This window comes from Curtobacterium sp. MCBD17_035, assembly GCF_003234815.2.
GTDB lineage: Bacteria > Actinomycetota > Actinomycetes > Actinomycetales > Microbacteriaceae > Curtobacterium.
In genome coordinates, this window is sequence record NZ_CP126279.1 from 1,090,685 (window position 1) to 1,108,609 (window position 17,925).

At 66.3% G+C, this 17,925-nt stretch carries 17 protein-coding genes; 9 read left to right on the top strand and 8 right to left on the bottom strand.

What is annotated here, in order from left to right; genetic code table 11:
- Window positions 1-69: 69 nt before the first annotated feature.
- A complete protein-coding gene (locus tag DEI93_RS05240) occupies window positions 70-750 on the bottom strand; it encodes a GntR family transcriptional regulator (protein WP_111119489.1) in 681 nt (226 codons plus the stop codon).
- Window positions 751-1,100: 350 nt separating this feature from the next.
- Between DEI93_RS05240 and DEI93_RS05245 the strand changes: the two genes are divergently transcribed.
- From DEI93_RS05245 to DEI93_RS05270, 6 genes are all read left to right on the top strand, one after another.
- The gene (locus DEI93_RS05245; protein WP_181435271.1) at window positions 1,101-2,438 is read left to right on the top strand and encodes an ABC transporter substrate-binding protein; all 1,338 of its coding nucleotides are present in this window, start codon (window positions 1,101-1,103) and stop codon (window positions 2,436-2,438) included.
- A 301-nt stretch (window positions 2,439-2,739) separates the two neighbouring features.
- Window positions 2,740-3,585 carry a carbohydrate ABC transporter permease gene (locus tag DEI93_RS05250; protein ID WP_258368376.1) on the top strand — a complete coding sequence of 282 codons (846 nt, stop codon included), beginning with the start codon at window positions 2,740-2,742 and terminating at the stop codon, window positions 3,583-3,585.
- Window positions 3,585-4,484: a carbohydrate ABC transporter permease gene (locus tag DEI93_RS05255; RefSeq protein ID WP_111119487.1), complete on the top strand. Its 900-nt coding sequence runs from the start codon at window positions 3,585-3,587 to the stop codon at window positions 4,482-4,484. The genes DEI93_RS05250 and DEI93_RS05255 overlap by 1 nt, the downstream gene beginning before the upstream one ends.
- A 75-nt stretch (window positions 4,485-4,559) precedes the next feature.
- The gene (locus DEI93_RS05260; protein ID WP_111119486.1) at window positions 4,560-6,320 is read left to right on the top strand and encodes a GH39 family glycosyl hydrolase; all 1,761 of its coding nucleotides are present in this window, start codon (window positions 4,560-4,562) and stop codon (window positions 6,318-6,320) included.
- 34 nt (window positions 6,321-6,354) lie between these two features.
- Window positions 6,355-7,191 carry an aldo/keto reductase gene (locus DEI93_RS05265; RefSeq protein WP_111008488.1) on the top strand — a complete coding sequence of 279 codons (837 nt, stop codon included), beginning with the start codon at window positions 6,355-6,357 and terminating at the stop codon, window positions 7,189-7,191.
- Window positions 7,192-7,267: 76 nt separating this feature from the next.
- The gene (locus DEI93_RS05270) at window positions 7,268-8,038 is read left to right on the top strand and encodes an SDR family NAD(P)-dependent oxidoreductase (protein ID WP_111119485.1); all 771 of its coding nucleotides are present in this window, start codon (window positions 7,268-7,270) and stop codon (window positions 8,036-8,038) included.
- A 287-nt stretch (window positions 8,039-8,325) separates the two neighbouring features.
- Here DEI93_RS05270 and DEI93_RS05275 read toward each other — a convergent pair whose 3' ends face one another.
- From DEI93_RS05275 to budC, 4 genes are all read right to left on the bottom strand, one after another.
- Entirely contained in the window at window positions 8,326-8,523 is a 198-nt protein-coding gene (locus tag DEI93_RS05275; RefSeq protein WP_111119484.1) for a hypothetical protein, read from the bottom strand.
- 125 nt (window positions 8,524-8,648) lie between these two features.
- Window positions 8,649-9,269, bottom strand: coding sequence for a hypothetical protein (locus DEI93_RS05280; RefSeq protein ID WP_146244371.1), 621 nt, complete (start codon window positions 9,267-9,269; stop codon window positions 8,649-8,651).
- A 101-nt stretch (window positions 9,270-9,370) separates the two neighbouring features.
- Window positions 9,371-10,030, bottom strand: a complete 660-nt coding sequence (locus DEI93_RS05285; RefSeq protein WP_111119482.1) for a hypothetical protein — start codon at window positions 10,028-10,030, stop codon at window positions 9,371-9,373.
- 160 nt (window positions 10,031-10,190) lie between these two features.
- On the bottom strand, window positions 10,191-10,958 hold the full coding sequence (gene budC / locus DEI93_RS05290) for a meso-2,3-butanediol dehydrogenase (RefSeq protein ID WP_111008493.1): 768 nt from the start codon (window positions 10,956-10,958) through the stop codon (window positions 10,191-10,193).
- Between the two features lie 421 nt (window positions 10,959-11,379).
- On the opposite strand from budC, the gene DEI93_RS05295 reads away from it, so the two are divergent.
- Window positions 11,380-12,171: an SHOCT domain-containing protein gene (locus DEI93_RS05295; protein WP_258372201.1), complete on the top strand. Its 792-nt coding sequence runs from the start codon at window positions 11,380-11,382 to the stop codon at window positions 12,169-12,171.
- A gap of 182 nt (window positions 12,172-12,353) precedes the next feature.
- Here the strand turns inward: DEI93_RS05295 and DEI93_RS05300 are convergent, their stop codons facing one another.
- From DEI93_RS05300 to DEI93_RS05310, 3 genes are all read right to left on the bottom strand, one after another.
- The gene (locus tag DEI93_RS05300; protein ID WP_111027396.1) at window positions 12,354-13,319 is read right to left on the bottom strand and encodes a PASTA domain-containing protein; all 966 of its coding nucleotides are present in this window, start codon (window positions 13,317-13,319) and stop codon (window positions 12,354-12,356) included.
- 176 nt (window positions 13,320-13,495) lie between these two features.
- Window positions 13,496-14,890: a hypothetical protein gene (locus tag DEI93_RS05305; RefSeq protein ID WP_111027397.1), complete on the bottom strand. Its 1,395-nt coding sequence runs from the start codon at window positions 14,888-14,890 to the stop codon at window positions 13,496-13,498.
- 212 nt (window positions 14,891-15,102) lie between these two features.
- Window positions 15,103-15,720: a hypothetical protein gene (locus tag DEI93_RS05310; RefSeq protein WP_111026779.1), complete on the bottom strand. Its 618-nt coding sequence runs from the start codon at window positions 15,718-15,720 to the stop codon at window positions 15,103-15,105.
- Between the two features lie 143 nt (window positions 15,721-15,863).
- On the opposite strand from DEI93_RS05310, the gene DEI93_RS05315 reads away from it, so the two are divergent.
- Both DEI93_RS05315 and DEI93_RS05320 read left to right on the top strand, forming a co-directional pair.
- On the top strand, window positions 15,864-16,184 hold the full coding sequence (locus DEI93_RS05315; protein ID WP_111026780.1) for a nucleotide pyrophosphohydrolase: 321 nt from the start codon (window positions 15,864-15,866) through the stop codon (window positions 16,182-16,184).
- The gene (locus DEI93_RS05320) at window positions 16,171-17,919 is read left to right on the top strand and encodes a DUF2075 domain-containing protein (protein WP_111026781.1); all 1,749 of its coding nucleotides are present in this window, start codon (window positions 16,171-16,173) and stop codon (window positions 17,917-17,919) included. The genes DEI93_RS05315 and DEI93_RS05320 overlap by 14 nt, the downstream gene beginning before the upstream one ends.
- Window positions 17,920-17,925 lie beyond the last annotated feature (6 nt).

Below are 17,925 nucleotides of genomic sequence, written 5' to 3' on the forward strand. Positions count from 1 at the left end.
ACACTCGCTCCTTCGTTGGACCGGACGTGGTGATCGGGATCCTAGCGACGTGGTCCGGGCGTCGCATGGTCATGACTCGTTCTCGGGATGGTCTTCGAGGAGCATCCCGTACGCACCAAGCAGGTGCTGCTCGATGGCTGCAGCAGCTCGTGCGGGGTCACCGGTCGCGAGGACGTCGCGAACGGCCTTGTGCTCATCGTGACCGACTTCCAGGAAGTCGCGATGGGACGTGTTCCGGGCCTGGAGGAAGAACTCGACCTGACTCCGGATGAACTCCCACGAGCGCTTGAGGCGCTGGTGCTCGGCGGCTTCGTAGAGGAGATCGTGGAACGCCAAGTCGAGTTCGACCGCCTCGGTCGGGCTGTAGTCCGCCGTCACCTGCTGCATCCGATCGAGGATCACATCCATCGCGGCGAAGCGTGCGGGCGTCATACGGGTGGCGGCTCGCTCGATCGCCAGCCGTTCGAGCGCGAGTCGGAGCGAGTACACCTCGTCGATGTCCTGCCGCGTGAGCGTCACGACGAATGCGCCTCGGTGTCGACGGAGCTCGACGTAGCCCTCATTGGCCAGCTGGGAAAACGCTTCGCGCACGGGACCCCGGCTGACTCCGAGTGCCACCGCGATCTCCGTCTCCTTGAGGTGTTGCCCCTGGACGAGGTCACCGCGGCTGATCATGTCGCGGAGCACGTCCACGACGCTCTGCGAGAGCGCGGGCTGCGCGACGGGGGCGTTGAGCCCTGGAAACGTCATCCGGGCCTCCTTCGAATCGAGATTGTAAACAATAAACCCTTGACAGTCAGCATTCGGCCGCTAGATTGACCGTAGCTCGTCGCCCACCAGGACACGCAGAAGTGACCACCGGGACCGCGACGATCATCTCGTGGCGTGCCCGACGTGCCATTTTTCGGCGCGCTCCGCGCCGTGCAGAGGGAGTCCCAGGCGGGACCGCCCAAACAGGAAGGTCAAGGATGACCGACACCCCGCTGTCGTGCCAACGGTTCCCTGGCCATCTCGTGGTTCCGCCTCGGTCGACCTCCCACGATCGAGATGACGTGTGGCTGACGACGACGTCGACGAGCTACAACCGAAAGGGAATCACAGTGCACAAGAAATCGTTCCTGGCGGTGCTGGCAGCGGCTGGCCTCGTCGCGGTGAGCGCCCTGGGCTTCTCGGGTCCGGCGAATGCCGCCGGTCGCTCCTGCGCCAACAAGATCGTGGATCCCGCGGCGCCGGTGGTCACCCTGTGGGCCTGGTCACCGACCGCGTCCGTCGCGGTCGACCAGTTCAACAAGGCGCACAAGGACGTGCAGATCTGCTGGACGAATGCCGGTGCGGGCTCCGCCGAGTACGACAAGTTCTCGACGGCCATCGCGGCGAAGAAGGGCGCTCCTGACGTCATCATGCTCGAGACCGAGCAGTTGCCGAGCTTCGAGATCAAGAACGCGCTCGTCGATCTCAGCAAGTACGGGGCGAACAAGGTGAAGCGCCAGTTCTCGGCCGGAACCCTGAAGGACATCTCGCAGAACGGCGACATCTACGCGATCCCGGACGACGGCGGGCCGGTTGCCATGATGTACAACAAGCAGATCTTCGACAAGTACGACCTCACGGTGCCGAAGACCTGGGCGGAGTACCAGTCGGCGGCGGAGAAGCTCAAGGCCGCGGGGGGACCGGCCTTCGGCGACTGGCCGAGCGACACCCCCGCGTTCACACAGGCGATGTTCAATCAAGCCGCCGGCTCGACTGCGAAGCAGAGCTTCAGCTACAACATCAAGAACAAGGCCGCGCTCGGTGTGAAGATCAACAGTGCGGCCAACAAGAAGGTGCTCCGCTACTGGTCGAACCTCGTCGACAAGGGACTCATCACCACCGTCGGCCAGCAGACCACCGACTTCACGACCAAACTGTCGAAGAACCAACTCGCCACGATGATCGCCCCCTCTTGGGAGCCCGGCCACCTCGGTACGTTCGGCATCCCGACCGGTGATGACGCTCCCTGGCGGCTGGCACCGCTTCCGCAGTGGAGTGCCAACAAGTCGGTGCAGGTGAACTGGGGCGGGTCCACCTACGCAGTGACGTCGCAGTCCAAGACCCCGAAGCTCGCCGCCGAGGTTGCGATCAAGCTGTTCGGGAACGAGAACCAGACCACGATCGGGGCACACTTCCCGATGCACTTGAAGGCGCAGAAGGCGGATTGGTTCGTGAACGCGTCGGACCCCTTCTTCGGCGGCCAGAAGTCCAACAGGGACGTCTGGATCCCCGCAGCCAAGGGTTACAAGGGCACCGTCTACAGCCCGTTCCAGAACTACTACTACACGCAGCTGCAGTCCCAGCTCACCAAGACCAACTCCGGGTCGTCGACCAGCAAGGCACTGAACTCGCTGCAGGCGACCATCACGAAGTACGCGACCTCGCAGGACTTCTCCTTGAAGAAGTAGTCGGGGCGCACCCGCCGGCGAGAGCGCGTTCCGCGCCATGCATGCTGGCGCCTCCGCCGGCAGAACGCCGCGACGAGCGGTACCACCCTTCCGGAGCTCTCGGACACCACATCCCCGAGAGCTCCGGATCGGGATCCATCGGACCGGGTGCGCGAGCCGCCGTGTCCGGCATCAACGAACAGACGAGGACAGTCGAATGAGTGGCGCTGAGTCTTCGGTGGCAACGACGCCAGCGAAACAGAGAAACACGATCGTGCGTGCCCGGCGGGGTGGAGTGAGGAGGCGACAAGGGCTCGGATGGTTGTTCATCGCACCGTTCGGTGTCGTCTTCGTCGTCTTCCTGATCGTCCCGCTCGGGTACGCCTTCTACCAGAGCCTGTTCAGCCAGAGCCTGGTCGCCGGCACCAGCTTCGCGGGATTGAGCAACTACGTGAAGGCCTTCACCGACCCGGACTTCCTGGGCGGAGCTGTCTTCGTCGTCGTCTTCTCGGTCGTGCTCATCCCCATCCAGATGGCGATCTCACTCGCCGCTGCGCTGGTGCTCGACACGCTCACGACCAAACTGGCTCGGTTCTCACGGCTGATGATCTTCGTCCCGTACGCGATCCCCGCCGTGGTCGGCGCCCTCATGTGGGGCTTCCTGTACAGCCCGAGCTTCGGGCCGTTGAGCGACCTGTTCGCGCTGTTCCACACGTCGGCGCCCAACCTCTTGAGCTCGCACAACATCTTCGGCGGCCTGCTCAACGTGGTGGTCTGGCAGTGGGTCGGCTACTACATGATCATCATCTACGCGGCACTCCAGGGCATCGACCCCAGCCTGTACGAGGCGGCTCGGCTCGACGGGGCGAGCGCGCGTCAGATCGCGTTGCGGGTCAAGGTCCCGCTCGTCACATCGGCGCTCGTGCTGATCCTCGTGTTCGCGCTCATCGGCACGCTCCAGTTCTTCACCGAGCCCACCGTGCTCACGCCGCAGGCGAACGGCTCGATCGGACCGGCGTTCACGCCGAACATCTACGCCTACAACCTGGCGTTCAAGTTCTCCCAGATCAACTACGCGTCGGCGGTCTCGTTCGCCCTGGGGATCATCGTGTTCATCGGGGTCTACATCTTCCTGTTCCTGACCCGTAAGAAGGGGAGTTTCCTCTGATGGCAACGACCGCACCCGCGCGAGCGAAGACGTCGAACCGGGCCTCGGCGCCGTCGAGCAAGGGCCGAGGCGCGAAGAAGCCGAGGAACGTCGCGGCCCACGTGTTCCTCGTGGTCCTCGTCGTGTACTTCCTGCTCCCCATCTGGTGGCTGTTCGTCGCCAGCACCAAGGACGCGCACGGACTGTTCAACCCGTCCGCCGGCGCGCTGTGGTTCGACAAGACCTTCGCGCTGTTCCAGAACATCGGCATGCTCTTCAGCTACAGCCACGGCATCTACCTCCGATGGCTCGGGAACTCGTTCCTGTACGCACTCAGCGGTGGCGTGGGGTCGACCGTCCTCGCGATCCTCGCGGGCTACGGATTCGCCAAGTTCGACTTCCGAGGGCGCAACCTCAGCTTCGCGATCCTGCTCGGTTCCGTGATGGTGCCGCTCACGGCGCTCGTGATCCCGACGTTCGTGCTCTTCTCGCAGATCAACCTCACCGACACGATCTGGGCAGTGATCCTGCCGTCGCTGCTCAACCCGTTCGGCGTGTACCTGATGCGGGTCTACGCCGCGGACGCCGTCCCGGACGAGATGCTCGAGGCTGCGCGTATCGACGGCGCGGGAGAACTCCGGACGTTCTTCCAGGTGGCGCTCCCGCTGATGCGCCCGGCGATCGTCACGGTGCTGCTGCTCTCGATCGTGGCCACCTGGAACAACTACTTCCTCCCGCTCGCGGTGCTGTCGAACAACAAGCTCTACCCCGTGACCGTGGGCCTGGGGCTGTGGAACGGCCTCGCCTCGGCCAACAGCGGAACGGGGACCGACTCGCTCTGGAGCATCATCGTCGTCGGTTCCTTCATCTCCGTCATCCCGCTGATCATCGCGTTCCTGACCATGCAGCGGTACTGGTAGGGCGGGTTGGCGATCGGCAGCCTCAAGTAGCTCCTCCCTCCTCCGAACATCAACAGCACCACGAAAGGTTCGACAATGACGTCCACGACCGACACCGAGCAGGGCACCGGCCAGCAGAACGCCAAGAACCCCGGCATCGCCGTCAGCACCGTCTTTCCAACTGCCGGTGGCCACGACCCAGCAGCGCCACACGTGCGCAGCGCGACAGTCAGGGTCGACGCTGCCAGCACAGGCACCGCGATCACGCCGATCTGGGCCAGCCTCGGGTACGACGAGATCAACTGGACTTACACACCGACGGGCAAGCGCCTGCTGCGGACCATCGGCGACTTCTCGCCGACCGCGTTCCACGTACGACCCCACTACATCTTCATCAGCGGAACCGGATTCGGTCTCCCACACCAGGGCAGCGGCAACGTCTACCACGAGGACGAGACCGGCACCCCGTTCTACGACTTCACGATCGCCGACCAGACCTACGACGCCATCGTGGAGGCTGGCCATCACGTGTTGGTGGAGCTCGGGTTCACGCCGCGCGACCTGGTGCCCGACCACGCCCACACCGAGCTCACGCTCACCGAGAGTCCCACCGTGTACAGCGCGTACGAAGCCGGGCAGTGGGGGTACCCGCCCAAGGACTACGACAAGTGGGCCGGACTCGTGACCGCCCTCGCTGAACACGTCCTCGAGCGGTACGGCGAGGACGAGGTGTCGACCTGGCTCTGGGAACTCTGGAACGAGCCCGACATCTTCTACTGGCGCGGTACGCCCGAGGAGTTCGACCGTCTGTACGAGGTGACCGCGGCAGCCGTCCGCCGTGTGCTGCCGACTGCGAAGGTCGGAGGCCCCACCGTCACCGGGGGACCGGACGGGACCGGCTTCATGCGGCAGTTCCTGGCCTACGCGGACGAGCGGGACCTCCCGATCGACTTCGTCTCGTTCCACACCAAGGGGTCGCACTTCACCCCCTGGCGGACGTACGGTCCGACGGGCGGTGAAGCGCCGGTCAAGGAGTCGCCGATGACGACCAAGATGTTGTTCGAGATCCGGAGCCTCCTGCGCGTCATGGCGGAGTTCCCGCGGTACGCCGACGTACCCGCGATCGTGGACGAGTGCGACGCGGGTGTGCCCGCGCACTGGGGCGTCTACGACAACTCGAACTTCGGGTTCCAGAACACGGAGTACTACCCCGTGTTCCAAGCCAACCTCATGAAGAAGATCCTCGACCTCAACGAGACCGAGGTGGCCTCGGTCCGCGAGGCCACCACCTGGAGCTTCTACTTCGAGGGTGAGCGCTACTTCGAGGGAACGCGTGCGCTCATGACGGCCGGGGAAGTCGAGAAGCCGTTCCTCAACGCCTACCGCCTCTTCGCGAAGCTGGGTGGGACCCGGATCGCCGCCGCGTCGGACGCAGCCTGGGACGTGAGGGAGCTCGACACCACGGCTCCTGCGAGCCCCCCGGAAGAGGTGGACGTCCTGGCCACACGCGCCGATGACGGCGAGGTCGCCGTGCTCGTGTACCGACACACCGACGACCAGTACCAGTCCGATGACGTCGCGGCCTCGGTCACGGTGGACGTCTCCGGCCTGGCCGCGTCCGAGTACCGTCTGGAGCACTTCCGGATCGACGCCGAACACAGCAACGCCCACACGGTCTGGAAGGAGCTCGGTTCGCCCCAGGACCCCACTGAGGAGCAGCTGTCCGCGATCCACGCGCGGATGGGTCTCGAGCGCCTCGAGGACGAGCGGTCCCTCGACGTCGCGGACGGCGCAGCGAGGATCACGATCGAACTCCCGCTCGAGTCCGTATCGCTGCTCGTCCTGAGCCCGCGATGACGACGCACCCGTTCTGCCGACCCTGGAGGCGCGCATGACCGTTCCGACCATCGCCCTGAACAACGGCGTCGACGTGCCCCAGGTCGGGTACGGCGTGTTCCAGATACCCCCCGACGGCGCACAGGAGGCGGTCGAGGCGGCGCTCGAGGCCGGGTACCGTCACATCGACACGGCAGCCGCCTACAACAACGAGAGCGGTGTCGGTGCGGGGATCCGCGCGAGCGGTGTCCCTCGCGAGCAGGTATTCGTCACCACCAAGCTCCGCAACGGCGAGCAGGGCGCCGACAGCACGCGCCGAGCGTTCGCTGCGAGCATCGAGCGCCTCGGCCTCGACTTCGTGGATCTCTACCTCATCCACTGGCCGTCTCCGGCGCGGGACGCCTACGTGGCGAGTTGGAAGGCGATGGAGCAGCTGTACCGCGACGGCGCGGTGCGCGCGATCGGGGTCTCGAACTTCCTCGTCCCGCACCTCGAGCGGCTACTGGACGAGACCGAGATCGTGCCGGCGGTCGATCAGATCGAGATCCATCCGTCGTTTCAGCAGCGCGAGTTGGTCGAGTACGCCCGGTCGAAGGGCATCGCGATCGAGGCCTACTCACCGCTCGGGCAGGGTGCAGCCCTCCGGCACGGGACGATCGTGGCGATCGCGGAGCAGCACGGGGTGACGCCGGCGCAGGTCGTCCTGCGGTGGCACCTGCAGCGCGGCAACATCGTCATCCCCAAGTCCGCCGACCCCGGGCGGATGCGGACGAACCTCAACGTCTTCGGCTTCGACCTGACCGAGGACGAGGTCGCGGATCTCGACGCGCTCGAGGCGGGAGCGCGCGTCGGCGGGGACCCCGCCGTGTTCGAGATCTCCCAGATCCGCTGAGCACGGAGGGCGTCCTCCCGTCCGTCGTCCAGGTGCCGCCGACGCGGGCCTGACCATCACCACGAAAAGAGAGAACATGACTTCCACCTTCCCTGCGGCACGCGCCGCGATCGTCACCGGAGCGGCGTCGCCCCGCGGGATCGGTCGGGCGACCGTGTCACGCCTGGCCCGCGACGGATGGAACATCGGGATCATCGACCTGGACGGTGACGCGTGCCGTCAGCTGGCCGCGGAACTCGAGACGGAGTTCGGCATCAGCGCTGCCGGAGCCGGGGCGAACGTCGCTGACGAAGCGGCGGTCCGCGCTGCCGTCGACGAGCTCGAGGCCGCGCTGCCCCAGATCGTCGCGCTCGTGAACATCGCCGGCATCAGCTCCGCCACGCCGTACCTCGACCTCGAACCCGGTGAGTGGGCGCGTGTGCTCGACGTGGACCTCAACGGCGTCCACTACGTCTCGCGACGCGTGGCCGAATCGATGGTCAAGAGCGGCGTCGGACGCATCGTCAGCATCTCGTCGGTGTCGGCCCAGCGCGGTGGCGGGACGTACAGCAAGACCCCGTACTCGGTCGCGAAGGCCGGCGTGATCGGACTCACCCGCGCGCTCGCTCGGGAGCTCGGTCCGCTCGGTGTCACCGTCAACGCCATCGCCCCCGGCCCGATCGACACCGACATCATGGGCGGCACGCTCACCGACGAGCGCAAGGCCGCGATGGCCGCGGACCTGCTGGTCGGGCGCGTCGGCACCGTGGACGACATCGCCGTCGCCGTCGAGTTCCTTGTCCGCGAGGACACGGCGTTCATCACGGGGCACACACTGAATGTCGATGGTGGGCTCTACATGAACTGACCGCCCTGGGCACGCAGACGACAAGTGCGCGTGCGCGCGCGGGGCACTTGTCGTCCACGTGCGCACGTGCGGTGGTGCAGGCGTGGGTGGTGGCCATCTCGGCGCCGAGGACGTCATCGCGTTGATGCACGCGCCGCAGTGACGGGTTCCGACAGGCGCACCTCGAACCAGCGCTCCGCCAGATCTGCCAGCTCCTCGCCCGTGAGGGGCAAGCCCTCCGCCGTCAGGTCCAGGAGCGGATCGGCCCCGTGGCTGTCGCCCGATGTGCTCAGGACTGTCGAGCGGGGTCAGTCCTCCTCGTCGGCGGCCGATTCGGGCTCGACCTGCGTCTCCGCCATCCGGTTCCGGAGCTGGTCGGCCATGCTCGAGGCGCCTTCACTCCCGTGGTCGTTGTCCACCTGCTCGATCAGGCCCGCCAGCTTCTCCTTGTTCGTCGCGTCGGTGGCGCCGTCCACGACGGGCTCGGTCTGCTCGTTGTCGCTCATGGCGCGGACGCTACGCGCAGTGCCTCCGTGTCGCGGCGCGTCGATCGCGCCGATGGCGCGTGTCGACGACAAGCGGTCGGTCGGACGACCGCGCCCTTGTCGTCGGCGCGCGCTTCTCGCCAGCGTCAATCCGATGCGAGGGCGATCCGAATGACCTCCACCGCGTCAGGGTCAACGCCAGCGCGCCGGCTCAGCGACGGATCCCGCTTGATGCGCGCTGCGGCCGCGAGCAATCGACGCCGCTCCGTGGCGGTCAGGTCGATCCCGAGCGCGTCACGACGCTCGACCAGTGCTGCAAGTGTGGCGATGTCCACGAGGTGGCGGGAGTTGTCCTGTCCGGCGAGTGCGTCGGCCGCCGCGGCCTTGCTCACCAGTGCACCCTGCAGTGTGGGACGGAGCAGGCGCCCAACGCGTCCGTTCACGTCGACCTTGACCTCTGAGGCGCGATACAGCGCACCTTGCGTGCCGGGCGCCGCGATCGTCGTTCCTCCGCGGACGCCGCGCCGAGTGTCAGCACGCTCGCCGAGGAATCGAGCCTGCAGGACATCGATCTGAGCGCCTTCTCGGACCCACCGATGTTGGTGCCCCTCGAACGAAGTCCCGTCTGGCTCGAATCCGAGGTCGGCGAGCACCCGCGTGAGATCCCAGAGGATCTGTGGATGCGCGCGGACGTCGAGCGCGACGTCGGCGTCCTGGGTCGGACGTGCGCTCGCAGAGCCCCGCTCCCAGCACAGCGACTGCACCATCTGGCCGCCGACGAGGATCCAGTCCCGCGGCAGTCGTTCGTACACATCGAACAGCGCATGCCATGCAGCTGCCTGCGCGGACGCGAGGGAGGGCGCAACGATCACTCGTTCGTCCCTCGAAGGAGCTGTGCCAGCCGAGCGCGCTCTCGTGGGCCGCCGTCCGTCGCGAGATCGAGGAGGAGCGTCGACAGCGGGAGCGTGGCGGGCGGGCGGTCTGCCTCGACGTGGAGAGCGACGTTCGGGGACACTGATTCTCGGAGCAAGAACTCGCGCCGCAGGGTGTCCATGTCCTGCTCCGCCACATGGGCTTCGAGGAAGTCCGGGGCGCTGATCTCCGCACGTGGATCGCTCACGCCCCCGAGGACGAGGCGATCGTCCGATCGAAGGTCGGCCATGTCGGCAGGTTGCACGAACAGCATCAGAGGTCGCTGCAGGACGCGAGGGCGGAACCAGGTGATGAAGACGTCGGCCGCGTGCTCGTCGTGGCGGAGGGCGTGGAGCCGCGCATCGAGGCGATGACGCTCGGTCGGACGCAGTGAGACTCGCAGTGCGTCGCTCCCGTCGATCATCGACAGGAGCGCGGCGGCCATGCGTTGCGCGAGCGGACGACTCCGCTGAGGACGCAGCTGTTCGCCGTCGTCGATGAGCCAGACGCCGCTCGCCTTCCGGGCCGGCAGGACTCCCTGGCGCGCTGCCTTGCGGACGATCTGCTCAGAGAATCCGTACTGGTGCGCGTAGTCGGCGATGCTCACCTCGGCCATGCACACAAGTGTATCGGCCCTAGTCGACTAGTGTGCATCCGCCAGTGCAGGGAACCCGTGCCGTCGGCGGTGTCCGGCGGACCAGCGAGACGCGCGCCGACGACGAGTGCGCGGCCAGGCGACGGCGCAGTTGTCGTCGGCGCGCGCGGTTGCGGCAGCGCTACGCCTGCGGCGGCTGACCGTTGCTCGCGGTCGTCCCGCCGTCGACGGGCAGGATCGCCCCGGTGATGAACGACGCCTCGTCGCTCGCCAGGAACAGGATCGCGGCGGCGACCTCCTCGGGCTGACCCCCGCGGCCCAGAGCAATTCGCTCGGCGAACGCCTGCTTGAGCTCCTCGTTCTGCGCCTGCTGCTGCGTCATGTCCGTCCAGATGAGCCCGGGCGCCACCGCGTTGACGCGCACCCCGTGCTCCCCGTTGTCGAGCGCCGCCGCCCGCGTGAAGTTGCTCACGCCGCCCTTCGCCGCGTTGTACGGGCTCATGCGCCAGTCGCCGCTCATGCCCGACACGCTCGAGGTGTTCACGATCGACCCCTTCGTCTCGCGCAGGTGGGGGAGCGCTGCGCGCGTGCCGTAGAACACGGCGGACAGGTCGGTCTCGATGACGCGGCGCCACTCCTCCGGCTCGATCTCGGTGATGTCGCCCGAGGTGAACGTCCCCGCGTTGTTCACGAGCACGTCGAGGCGGCCGTAGGTGTCGACGGCGGTGCGCACGGCCTCCTCCATCGTCGCCGGTTGCGCGACGTCGCCGGTGATCGTGGTCACGGCACCGTCCGGGAGGCTCGCAGCGGTCTCCGCGATCTTCTCGCCGACGGAGTCCACGGCCACCACGCGGGCACCCTCGCCGACGAACGCGCGCACCGTCGCCGCGCCGATCCCGGAGCCCGCTCCGGTGACGATCGCGACCTTGTTCTCGAATCGGTTGGGCATGGTGGTTCCTCTCATCGGTGGCGGGTGCGGTGCCTCCATTGACCCACCACCGCGCTCGGCGGCACTCAGCCGGGAGGCTCGGCTGCAGCCCGTCGGTTCGATGCCTGTGGACGCGGGTCCGGACCGTCGAGCGCCCGAATAGGATCCGGGGCGTGACGACATCGACGCCCCGCGAGCTCGCGGTGGAGCTTGGGTACCGGGACGAGACGCGTCCGGGCGCGGTCGTTCGCAGGTACCTGCGACAGCGGTACCCGGAGCACCCGAAGCACGAGCGCGCGCATTGGCCGCCGCGATTTGTCGTGACAGCTTTGAACGGCTGGATAGGGGAGCTGCGAAAGACACAGCGCTACCTGTGCGAGAGCGGCTGCTCGAGGCCGCGGCAATCGTATGATGAGAACTCCGCTTGAACGAGGAGAATGCAATGAGCACGGCGCCGGGTTGGTACGACGACGGTCAAGGACAACGACGCTGGTGGGACGGAACGAAGTGGACCGAGAAGACCAGCGACAGCGCTGTTGTCAGTGCCCCCTCGGGCTTCGCGGCTCGTGTCGCGGGCGGGATCTTCAGCAAAGCGAAGGACGCGGCGGGGCAAGCGGCGTCGGAAGTTCGTGACAACCTGACGAATGCGGTGTCAGGGGCGGCGAGGGCTCGTAGGGACCTAGAAGCTTCTGACGTTCTCCAGCCCGAGTTGGCTCAGCCCCTCTACGAGGTTGTCAGTCACATTGACGGGAAGAACGCCACCGTTCGACTATGGCCCGATCGCCTCGAGTGGGAACGAGGGCGAGGAGTGTCAGGAGTCAAGGTCGCTCTTGGCATCATGACTTCTGGTGCTTCGTTTCTCGCAACCGGCGTCAAAGGCGGTAAGGACGCGTACGAGATGCTCCCGCTCGAGCATGTTTCTGGCGTGGGGAACAAGAAGGACGGCCTGCTCTACCATCGCGTGGAGGTAGGGACAGCGGGGGGAACGGTTAGCTTCCGCGTCAAGCGCGAGGACGCGGCCCAGTTCCGGGAGGCGATTCTGCAGCAGCTGCGCGCGCGCGCCGCAGCGCCCACGATCGTCGAACTCGCCGCCCCTGTCGGCGCTGCGCCGAGCTTGCCTGCGCAGCCGGATCACATGCAGCAGCTTCAACAGCTTGGAGCACTTCGTGACGCCGGCGTCCTCTCAGAAGAGGAGTTCGCCGCGAAGAAAACCGAGATACTCGCGCGCATGTGAGAGGGCGAAGGTCGCCGCCCGAACGCGAAGAGACTGACTGTTGCTCCCTCTCCGCATGACCATCCGCGTACCGGAACCGCCTCTTGCTGCAGCGCCTGCAACCGCGAACGCCAGCAGTACATGAGGGAGGGGCGTCGCCAGCTGGCGCCGTCCCTCCCTTCCGTACTGCTGGCGTGATCGCGCTAGTTCGTCTTTTCGAAGATCGTTCCATCGCCGAACGACGCCACGCCGCCGTGGAAGGAGTCGGGAACCTCGAAGGCCACTTGTCCCTGCGCCGTCTGACCCGCCCCCAAGGTCACGCTCGGCATCTCCGTCAGCCCTTCGACGAGCGTTGTCGAGTCGTACACGTTTCCGCTCGCGTCCGAGAGCGCCAGATCGTAGGCGACAGTGCTTGCGTCGACGCCAGCCGTCGTTGCGACAACATGCACCGTCACCACGACGTATTTCTTGCCCGCGTCGGGTTGCTCGAACTCATTGGAGGAGACGAAGTTGTCGTTGTAGGAGTCGACCCATTCTTGGTAGTCGGCCTTCGTACCATCGATTCGGTTCGTGCTCTCCATGTCGAACTTGTTGCCCGCAGGCGCGGGAGCTGCGACAGACGACCCAAGCGGCGGTTGTGCCGTCAGGGAGACCACTGTTCCCGGGGCGATTTCGCTGCTGGCAGCGGGATCCTGAGCGGTGACCGTCTGATCATCGTCCGCGCCATTTGCGTCGAAGAGAAGGTCCTGACTCTCGAGTTCTTTCTCAGCAGCGGAGACGGTCATCCCGACCACATCCGGTGCGCTGACCTTCGTCGGCGCGGCTTTCGTCGCGTGAGCGGCAGCAGGCGTGTCAACTGCGACGCTCGGGGTTGTGGAAGCACCGCCGCCGTAGATCGCTCCAAACAGAGATGCCAGCAGGATGCTCGCGCCACCGAGAATGGTCGCCGGAAGTCCCCTGCCGGTTCCTCGACGCAGCGCGATGATCCCAAACACGAGCGCGAGGATGCCGAGCACGAAGCCGACGTACAGCAAGCCGGGAATGAATGCGAGGGCCACTGCAATGATTCCGAGGATCAGCCCCGCCTTCCCGAGCCCTCCTCGTTGAGCCGGTGGAGCGGGCAGCGGGGCATACGGTCCCAGCGGCGGCTCTGAGTAGTTGTTGGACATGGCAGTGCTCCTGATGCTGAGTCGGGTTCAGGTCTCCGTCCAGCCTACGGTTGCTGTGCGTTCACCAACAAACTGGCAATGGCCCCAGTACGCGGGAGACGCGAGGCGGAGCGCTTTTTCCGCCGTGAACTCCGGCACGACCTTCGACGCAAACGCCCGTCGCGGCCACTCCACGTCTATCGTCCGCCCGACCGGGAGGCCGGGGCCGGCCCCACGACGTCGCCCCAGCCGTCCAGGTCCGCGTGATCCGGGCCTCCCGGCAGTGTCGCTCCGGCGTCCTGAACCGGCCAGGCGTGTGATGCCGAGGCCGGCGCCACGGGCGCGCGCTGCGGCCGGACCTGGGCGAACACCGGCTGGTCGTTCCCGAGCACACGGGAGGCCACGGCGAGGACCGACGGGCTGACGCGGGGGAGGACCCGCGGTGCGACGAAGCGCGCGACGACCTCGGCGACGCCGCCCCACAGCACGAACATCACCGGCGTCCACGGGGTGACGCCCGCCGATGCCGTGGTGTCCGCGTTGATCGACGCGGCGGAGAGCGCGGCGTGCGCGACGACCGTGCCGAGGACCATCGTGAGGAGGCCAACCAGCAGGTACGCGGCCGGTGTCAGCGCCCAGTCGAGGACCGGCCGTGCGGCCGCCGAACGTCGCACGGCGAGTCCGAGCCCACCCAGGAACACGCTCACGACCGCGGCGAGGACCGCGAGCCACAGCCAGCCCGTGCCCGAGAACACGGTGAGGGTGTGTGGCGTGCTCGTGTCGGAGCCGCCCAGCGACAGCAGGCGACCCACCGAGTCCGAGACGCCGGCACCGCCGAACAGCCCGAGCGCCACGACCACGACGGCCACGTTCCCGATCACCAGGGGGAGCACAGGAGCTGCGGTGTTCTGCTCGACGGCGGCCACCACGATGAGGGCGACCGTCACCAGCGCGGTGAGCGCGGCGAACTGCGTCATGACGACGCGCACGACGCCGAACCACGCGGCGAGGGCGCTGCTCAGCGTCGCCACGACGATCGCCCGCGCGAGGAAGCTCGCGATCGCCCCGACGAGGAACGCCACGAGGACCGCGCCAGCACCGAGCCCGCTGATGGTGCTGACCGCCGCGCCGCTCCCGCCGGGGATCCGGACCGGGAGGACCAACCCGGCCACCAGCGTCAGGACCGCCAGCACGACGCCTGACAGCAGCGACATCGCGACGTGCTGCGTCAGCGAGCGCGGTCGCGTGATCCGGCGGCTCAGCACGACGATCGCGATGATCTGCGCCGCGGCGATGAAGAGGGGCACGAACCCGATCGCGATCGAGCCGGCGAACTGGACGATGAGTGCGCCCTGGCCGCTGATCCCGAGGCGGCCGAGGTCGGCCAGCAGGATCAGCTGGACCGGGGTCGCGGCGATGTCGCTGATGCTCGTCAGGGTGTCGGAGAGGTTCGCGGTGCCCGAGCCGGTCGTGGTCTCGGTGTGCGGCGCGAGGAGGGCGGCGAGGAGCATCGTCAGGATGCCGATGGCGTACGCGGCGATGAAACCGCCGACGCCGACGAGGGCCGCGCGGACCCAGTGAGCCGCGGACATCGTTGCGAGTGCCCTGCTGATGCGTCGAGCGGGTCTCGGCGCCGTTGCGTCTCTCGGAGTGCCGTAGCTCATGTGAATCCCCCTCGGCTCTGGTGCTCGGGGTCATCCTGGCAGAGCGCTCAGCCGCGGCGCCAGGGCGCACCTCGCCGTGGTTGTCGTGTGTAGCTCTAGGCGAGCGCAAGGAGTTCGGAACCCGAGCTGCCGTTCGTGCGTCAGTCGATCGCTCGCGGCCTCGGCGAGGTGGCATTCAGGGAGACTCTCGCAGTGGTGTAGTTCTGACGAGTGCGACTGATACGGAGGTCATCGACCAGCCGCGCCAACAACTCGTCGTACGCCTTCCGGTACCCGTCGAGGACGTCGACGCCGATGTGGTCGTGCGGAGCGAGGGTGAAGTGCTGCTCCCATCCCGGCTGCCAACCGATGTCCTGTCGACACCAGGCCTGACTTCGTCTGTACGAGCTGCTGATGATCTTCGCGTCTGAACCCCAGGCGCCGAAGGTACTGAAGCTCCGCGACATCAAGTTCTCGTAGGCGGCAGACACTGCTCGCGAGAACAAGGGGGCTGCACAGTAGAAGTCGCTGTCCAGGTGCCGCTTGAGCGCCACGATGTCGGGTGGCGCATCGTCACGCCAGCTTCCGATGAACGTGACATAGCACATCAGCCGATTCAGATTCGGAACCAACTGCTGGTAGTAGTCGACGCGAAGCCTGAGCAGCTCGGAGTTCCGCGACTGCCGCTTGGTTATGACGATACCGAGCACCGCGACCAGGATCGGCGTCAGTGCGGTGCCGATCGCCGTGACGACGGTCGTCCAAGCGCCAATGTTCACCCGGGAAGCTTCCCGTGACCGTGCTCTCCTTCGAGCGACGACACGCTGCCGGGATCGGACCTCCTGAGTGCCCCACGGGCGGGAGGCTGTTCTGAGGCCCTACTGGGCCTCATGACGCGCCTTTCGGCTGTTAGCGTTCGTTCATGCCGGACGACGGACTGATGGGCGAGTTACGAGCCTTCGTATCCGAACGCGATTGGGGCCAATTCCACAGTGCGAGCAACCTCGCCAAGAGCGTCTCGATCGAGGCGGGGGAGCTCCTCGAGTGTTATCAGTGGAGCGACGATGCGCCGCTCGAGAACGTGCGTGGGGAACTCGCTGACGTGTTGACCTATTGTCTGATGCTCGCGGACCGACTGGGGCTCGACCCGGAGGCGATCATCAGGACGAAGCTCGAAGAGACCCGCCAGAAGTACCCGGTCGACCGAGCGAAGGGCCGGAGCACGAAGTATGACCGGCTTTAGCATCGAGCGCCTGCCGTTCGACGCTGCGCGGGTCCAGGCGTGGCGCGAGCTCGATCCCCGGTTCACGAACTGGCCCGTCGTCTACGTTCTCGACGATGGCAAGCGTGTGTACGTGGGCGAGACTCGCAACGCGGCGGCGCGTATGCGCCAGCACCTCGAGTCCGAGGAACGCGGCTCTCTCGGCGCCGTGCGCGTGGTGCTCGATGACACGTTCAACAAGTCCGTCTGTCTCGACCTCGAGTCTCGATTGATTGGACTCTTCGCGGGTGAGGGCAAGTACGCGGTGCTCAACCGCAATGAGGGCATCGTCGACGCGGACTACTACGCCCGCGCCAGATATCGCGAGAAGTTCGACGCGATCTTCGAAGCGCTCCGCGAGCAGAAGCTCTTCACCCGCAACGTCGCGGAGATCGAGAACAGCGAACTGTTCAAGCTCTCGCCGTTCAAGGCTCTGAATCAGGATCAAGCTGTCGCCATCGAAGACATATTGGAGGGCTTGTTCGAGGACCTGGAGAGCGATACTGGCGACATGATCGTGATCCAGGGCGCGCCCGGCACTGGGAAGACCGTCGTCGCGGTTTACCTGATGAAGCTGCTCAGTGACATCGCGCGGGGCATCGACATCGACGAATTGGACGGCGATTCCCTGTTCAGCGACTTCTTCGTGGCTGACAACCACGAATTGCTGCAGGGCTTCCGCATGGGCCTGGTCGTGCCGCAGCAGGCGTTGCGCGCTTCTCTCCGGAGGGTCTTCGCCAAGACGCCGGGGCTCCACCCGTCGATGGTGCTCACGCCGTTCGATGTCGGGAAGAGCAGCGAAGACTTTGACCTGTTGATCGTCGACGAGGCGCACCGCCTGAATCAGCGGGCGAACCAGGCGTCGGGCCCGCAGAACAAGAGCTTCGGCGAGATCAACGCGGCACTTTTCGGGAGCGACGCCGACCACTGGACGCAGCTCGACTGGATCCGCCGGAAGAGCACGAATCAGATCCTCCTCATCGACTCCGAGCAGAGCGTGCGGCCGGCGGACCTCCCGAACGAGCTGCAGGTGAACGTGATCGCCGAAGCGCGTGAGCATCACCGGTACTACCGTCTGCTCTCCCAGATGCGAGTTCGCGCGGGCGAGGACTATGTGGAGTACGTCCGGGCCATCATGCGTGACGAGAATCCCGCTCCGCAGATGTTCGCGGACTACGAGTTCCGCATGTTCGACGACCTTGGCGAGATGCACGACGCCATCCGGGTGCGAGACGAGCAGTACGGTTTGTCGCGACTGGTTGCGGGATATGCGTGGCCGTGGAAGAGCAAGAGGGATCCGTCCGCCTACGACATCGAGGAAGACGGGCGCCGGCTTCGCTGGAACCAGACGCAAACGGACTGGATACATTCGGCAGGCGCCGTCGACCAAGTGGGCTCGATTCACACTGTTCAGGGGTACGACCTGAACTACGCTGGCGTTATCATCGGACCGGACCTCCGCTACGACGAGCACGCCGGGCGTATCGTATTCGATCGTTCGAGCTACTTTGACAAGAAGGGCATGGAGAACAATCCACGGCTGGGGATGACGTACTCCGACGAGGATCTGTTGCGCTTCGTGTCGAACATCTACGCGGTGCTGCTGACTCGTGGTATCCGCGGCACTTACCTGTGGATCGCCGATCGCGCGCTCCGTCAGAGGTTTCGCGACTATGCTTGGTCTGAATCCGGGGCCTCGCCGCGCCGAGGTGCGTGACTCGCC

Coding starts and splice junctions, on each gene's coding strand:
- DEI93_RS05255 (WP_111119487.1), top strand. CDS start 3,585: ATGGCAACGACCGCACCCGCGCGAGCGAAGACGTCGAACCGGGCCTCG.
- DEI93_RS05300 (WP_111027396.1), bottom strand. CDS start 13,319: ATGTCCAACAACTACTCAGAGCCGCCGCTGGGACCGTATGCCCCGCTG.
- DEI93_RS05295 (WP_258372201.1), top strand. CDS start 11,380: ATGAGCACGGCGCCGGGTTGGTACGACGACGGTCAAGGACAACGACGC.
- DEI93_RS05315 (WP_111026780.1), top strand. CDS start 15,864: ATGCCGGACGACGGACTGATGGGCGAGTTACGAGCCTTCGTATCCGAA.
- DEI93_RS05305 (WP_111027397.1), bottom strand. CDS start 14,890: ATGTCCGCGGCTCACTGGGTCCGCGCGGCCCTCGTCGGCGTCGGCGGT.
- DEI93_RS05265 (WP_111008488.1), top strand. CDS start 6,355: ATGACCGTTCCGACCATCGCCCTGAACAACGGCGTCGACGTGCCCCAG.
- budC (WP_111008493.1), bottom strand. CDS start 10,958: ATGCCCAACCGATTCGAGAACAAGGTCGCGATCGTCACCGGAGCGGGC.
- DEI93_RS05320 (WP_111026781.1), top strand. CDS start 16,171: ATGACCGGCTTTAGCATCGAGCGCCTGCCGTTCGACGCTGCGCGGGTC.
- DEI93_RS05260 (WP_111119486.1), top strand. CDS start 4,560: ATGACGTCCACGACCGACACCGAGCAGGGCACCGGCCAGCAGAACGCC.
- DEI93_RS05240 (WP_111119489.1), bottom strand. CDS start 750: ATGACGTTTCCAGGGCTCAACGCCCCCGTCGCGCAGCCCGCGCTCTCG.
- DEI93_RS05275 (WP_111119484.1), bottom strand. CDS start 8,523: ATGAGCGACAACGAGCAGACCGAGCCCGTCGTGGACGGCGCCACCGAC.
- DEI93_RS05285 (WP_111119482.1), bottom strand. CDS start 10,030: ATGGCCGAGGTGAGCATCGCCGACTACGCGCACCAGTACGGATTCTCT.
- DEI93_RS05270 (WP_111119485.1), top strand. CDS start 7,268: ATGACTTCCACCTTCCCTGCGGCACGCGCCGCGATCGTCACCGGAGCG.
- DEI93_RS05280 (WP_146244371.1), bottom strand. CDS start 9,269: ATGGTGCAGTCGCTGTGCTGGGAGCGGGGCTCTGCGAGCGCACGTCCG.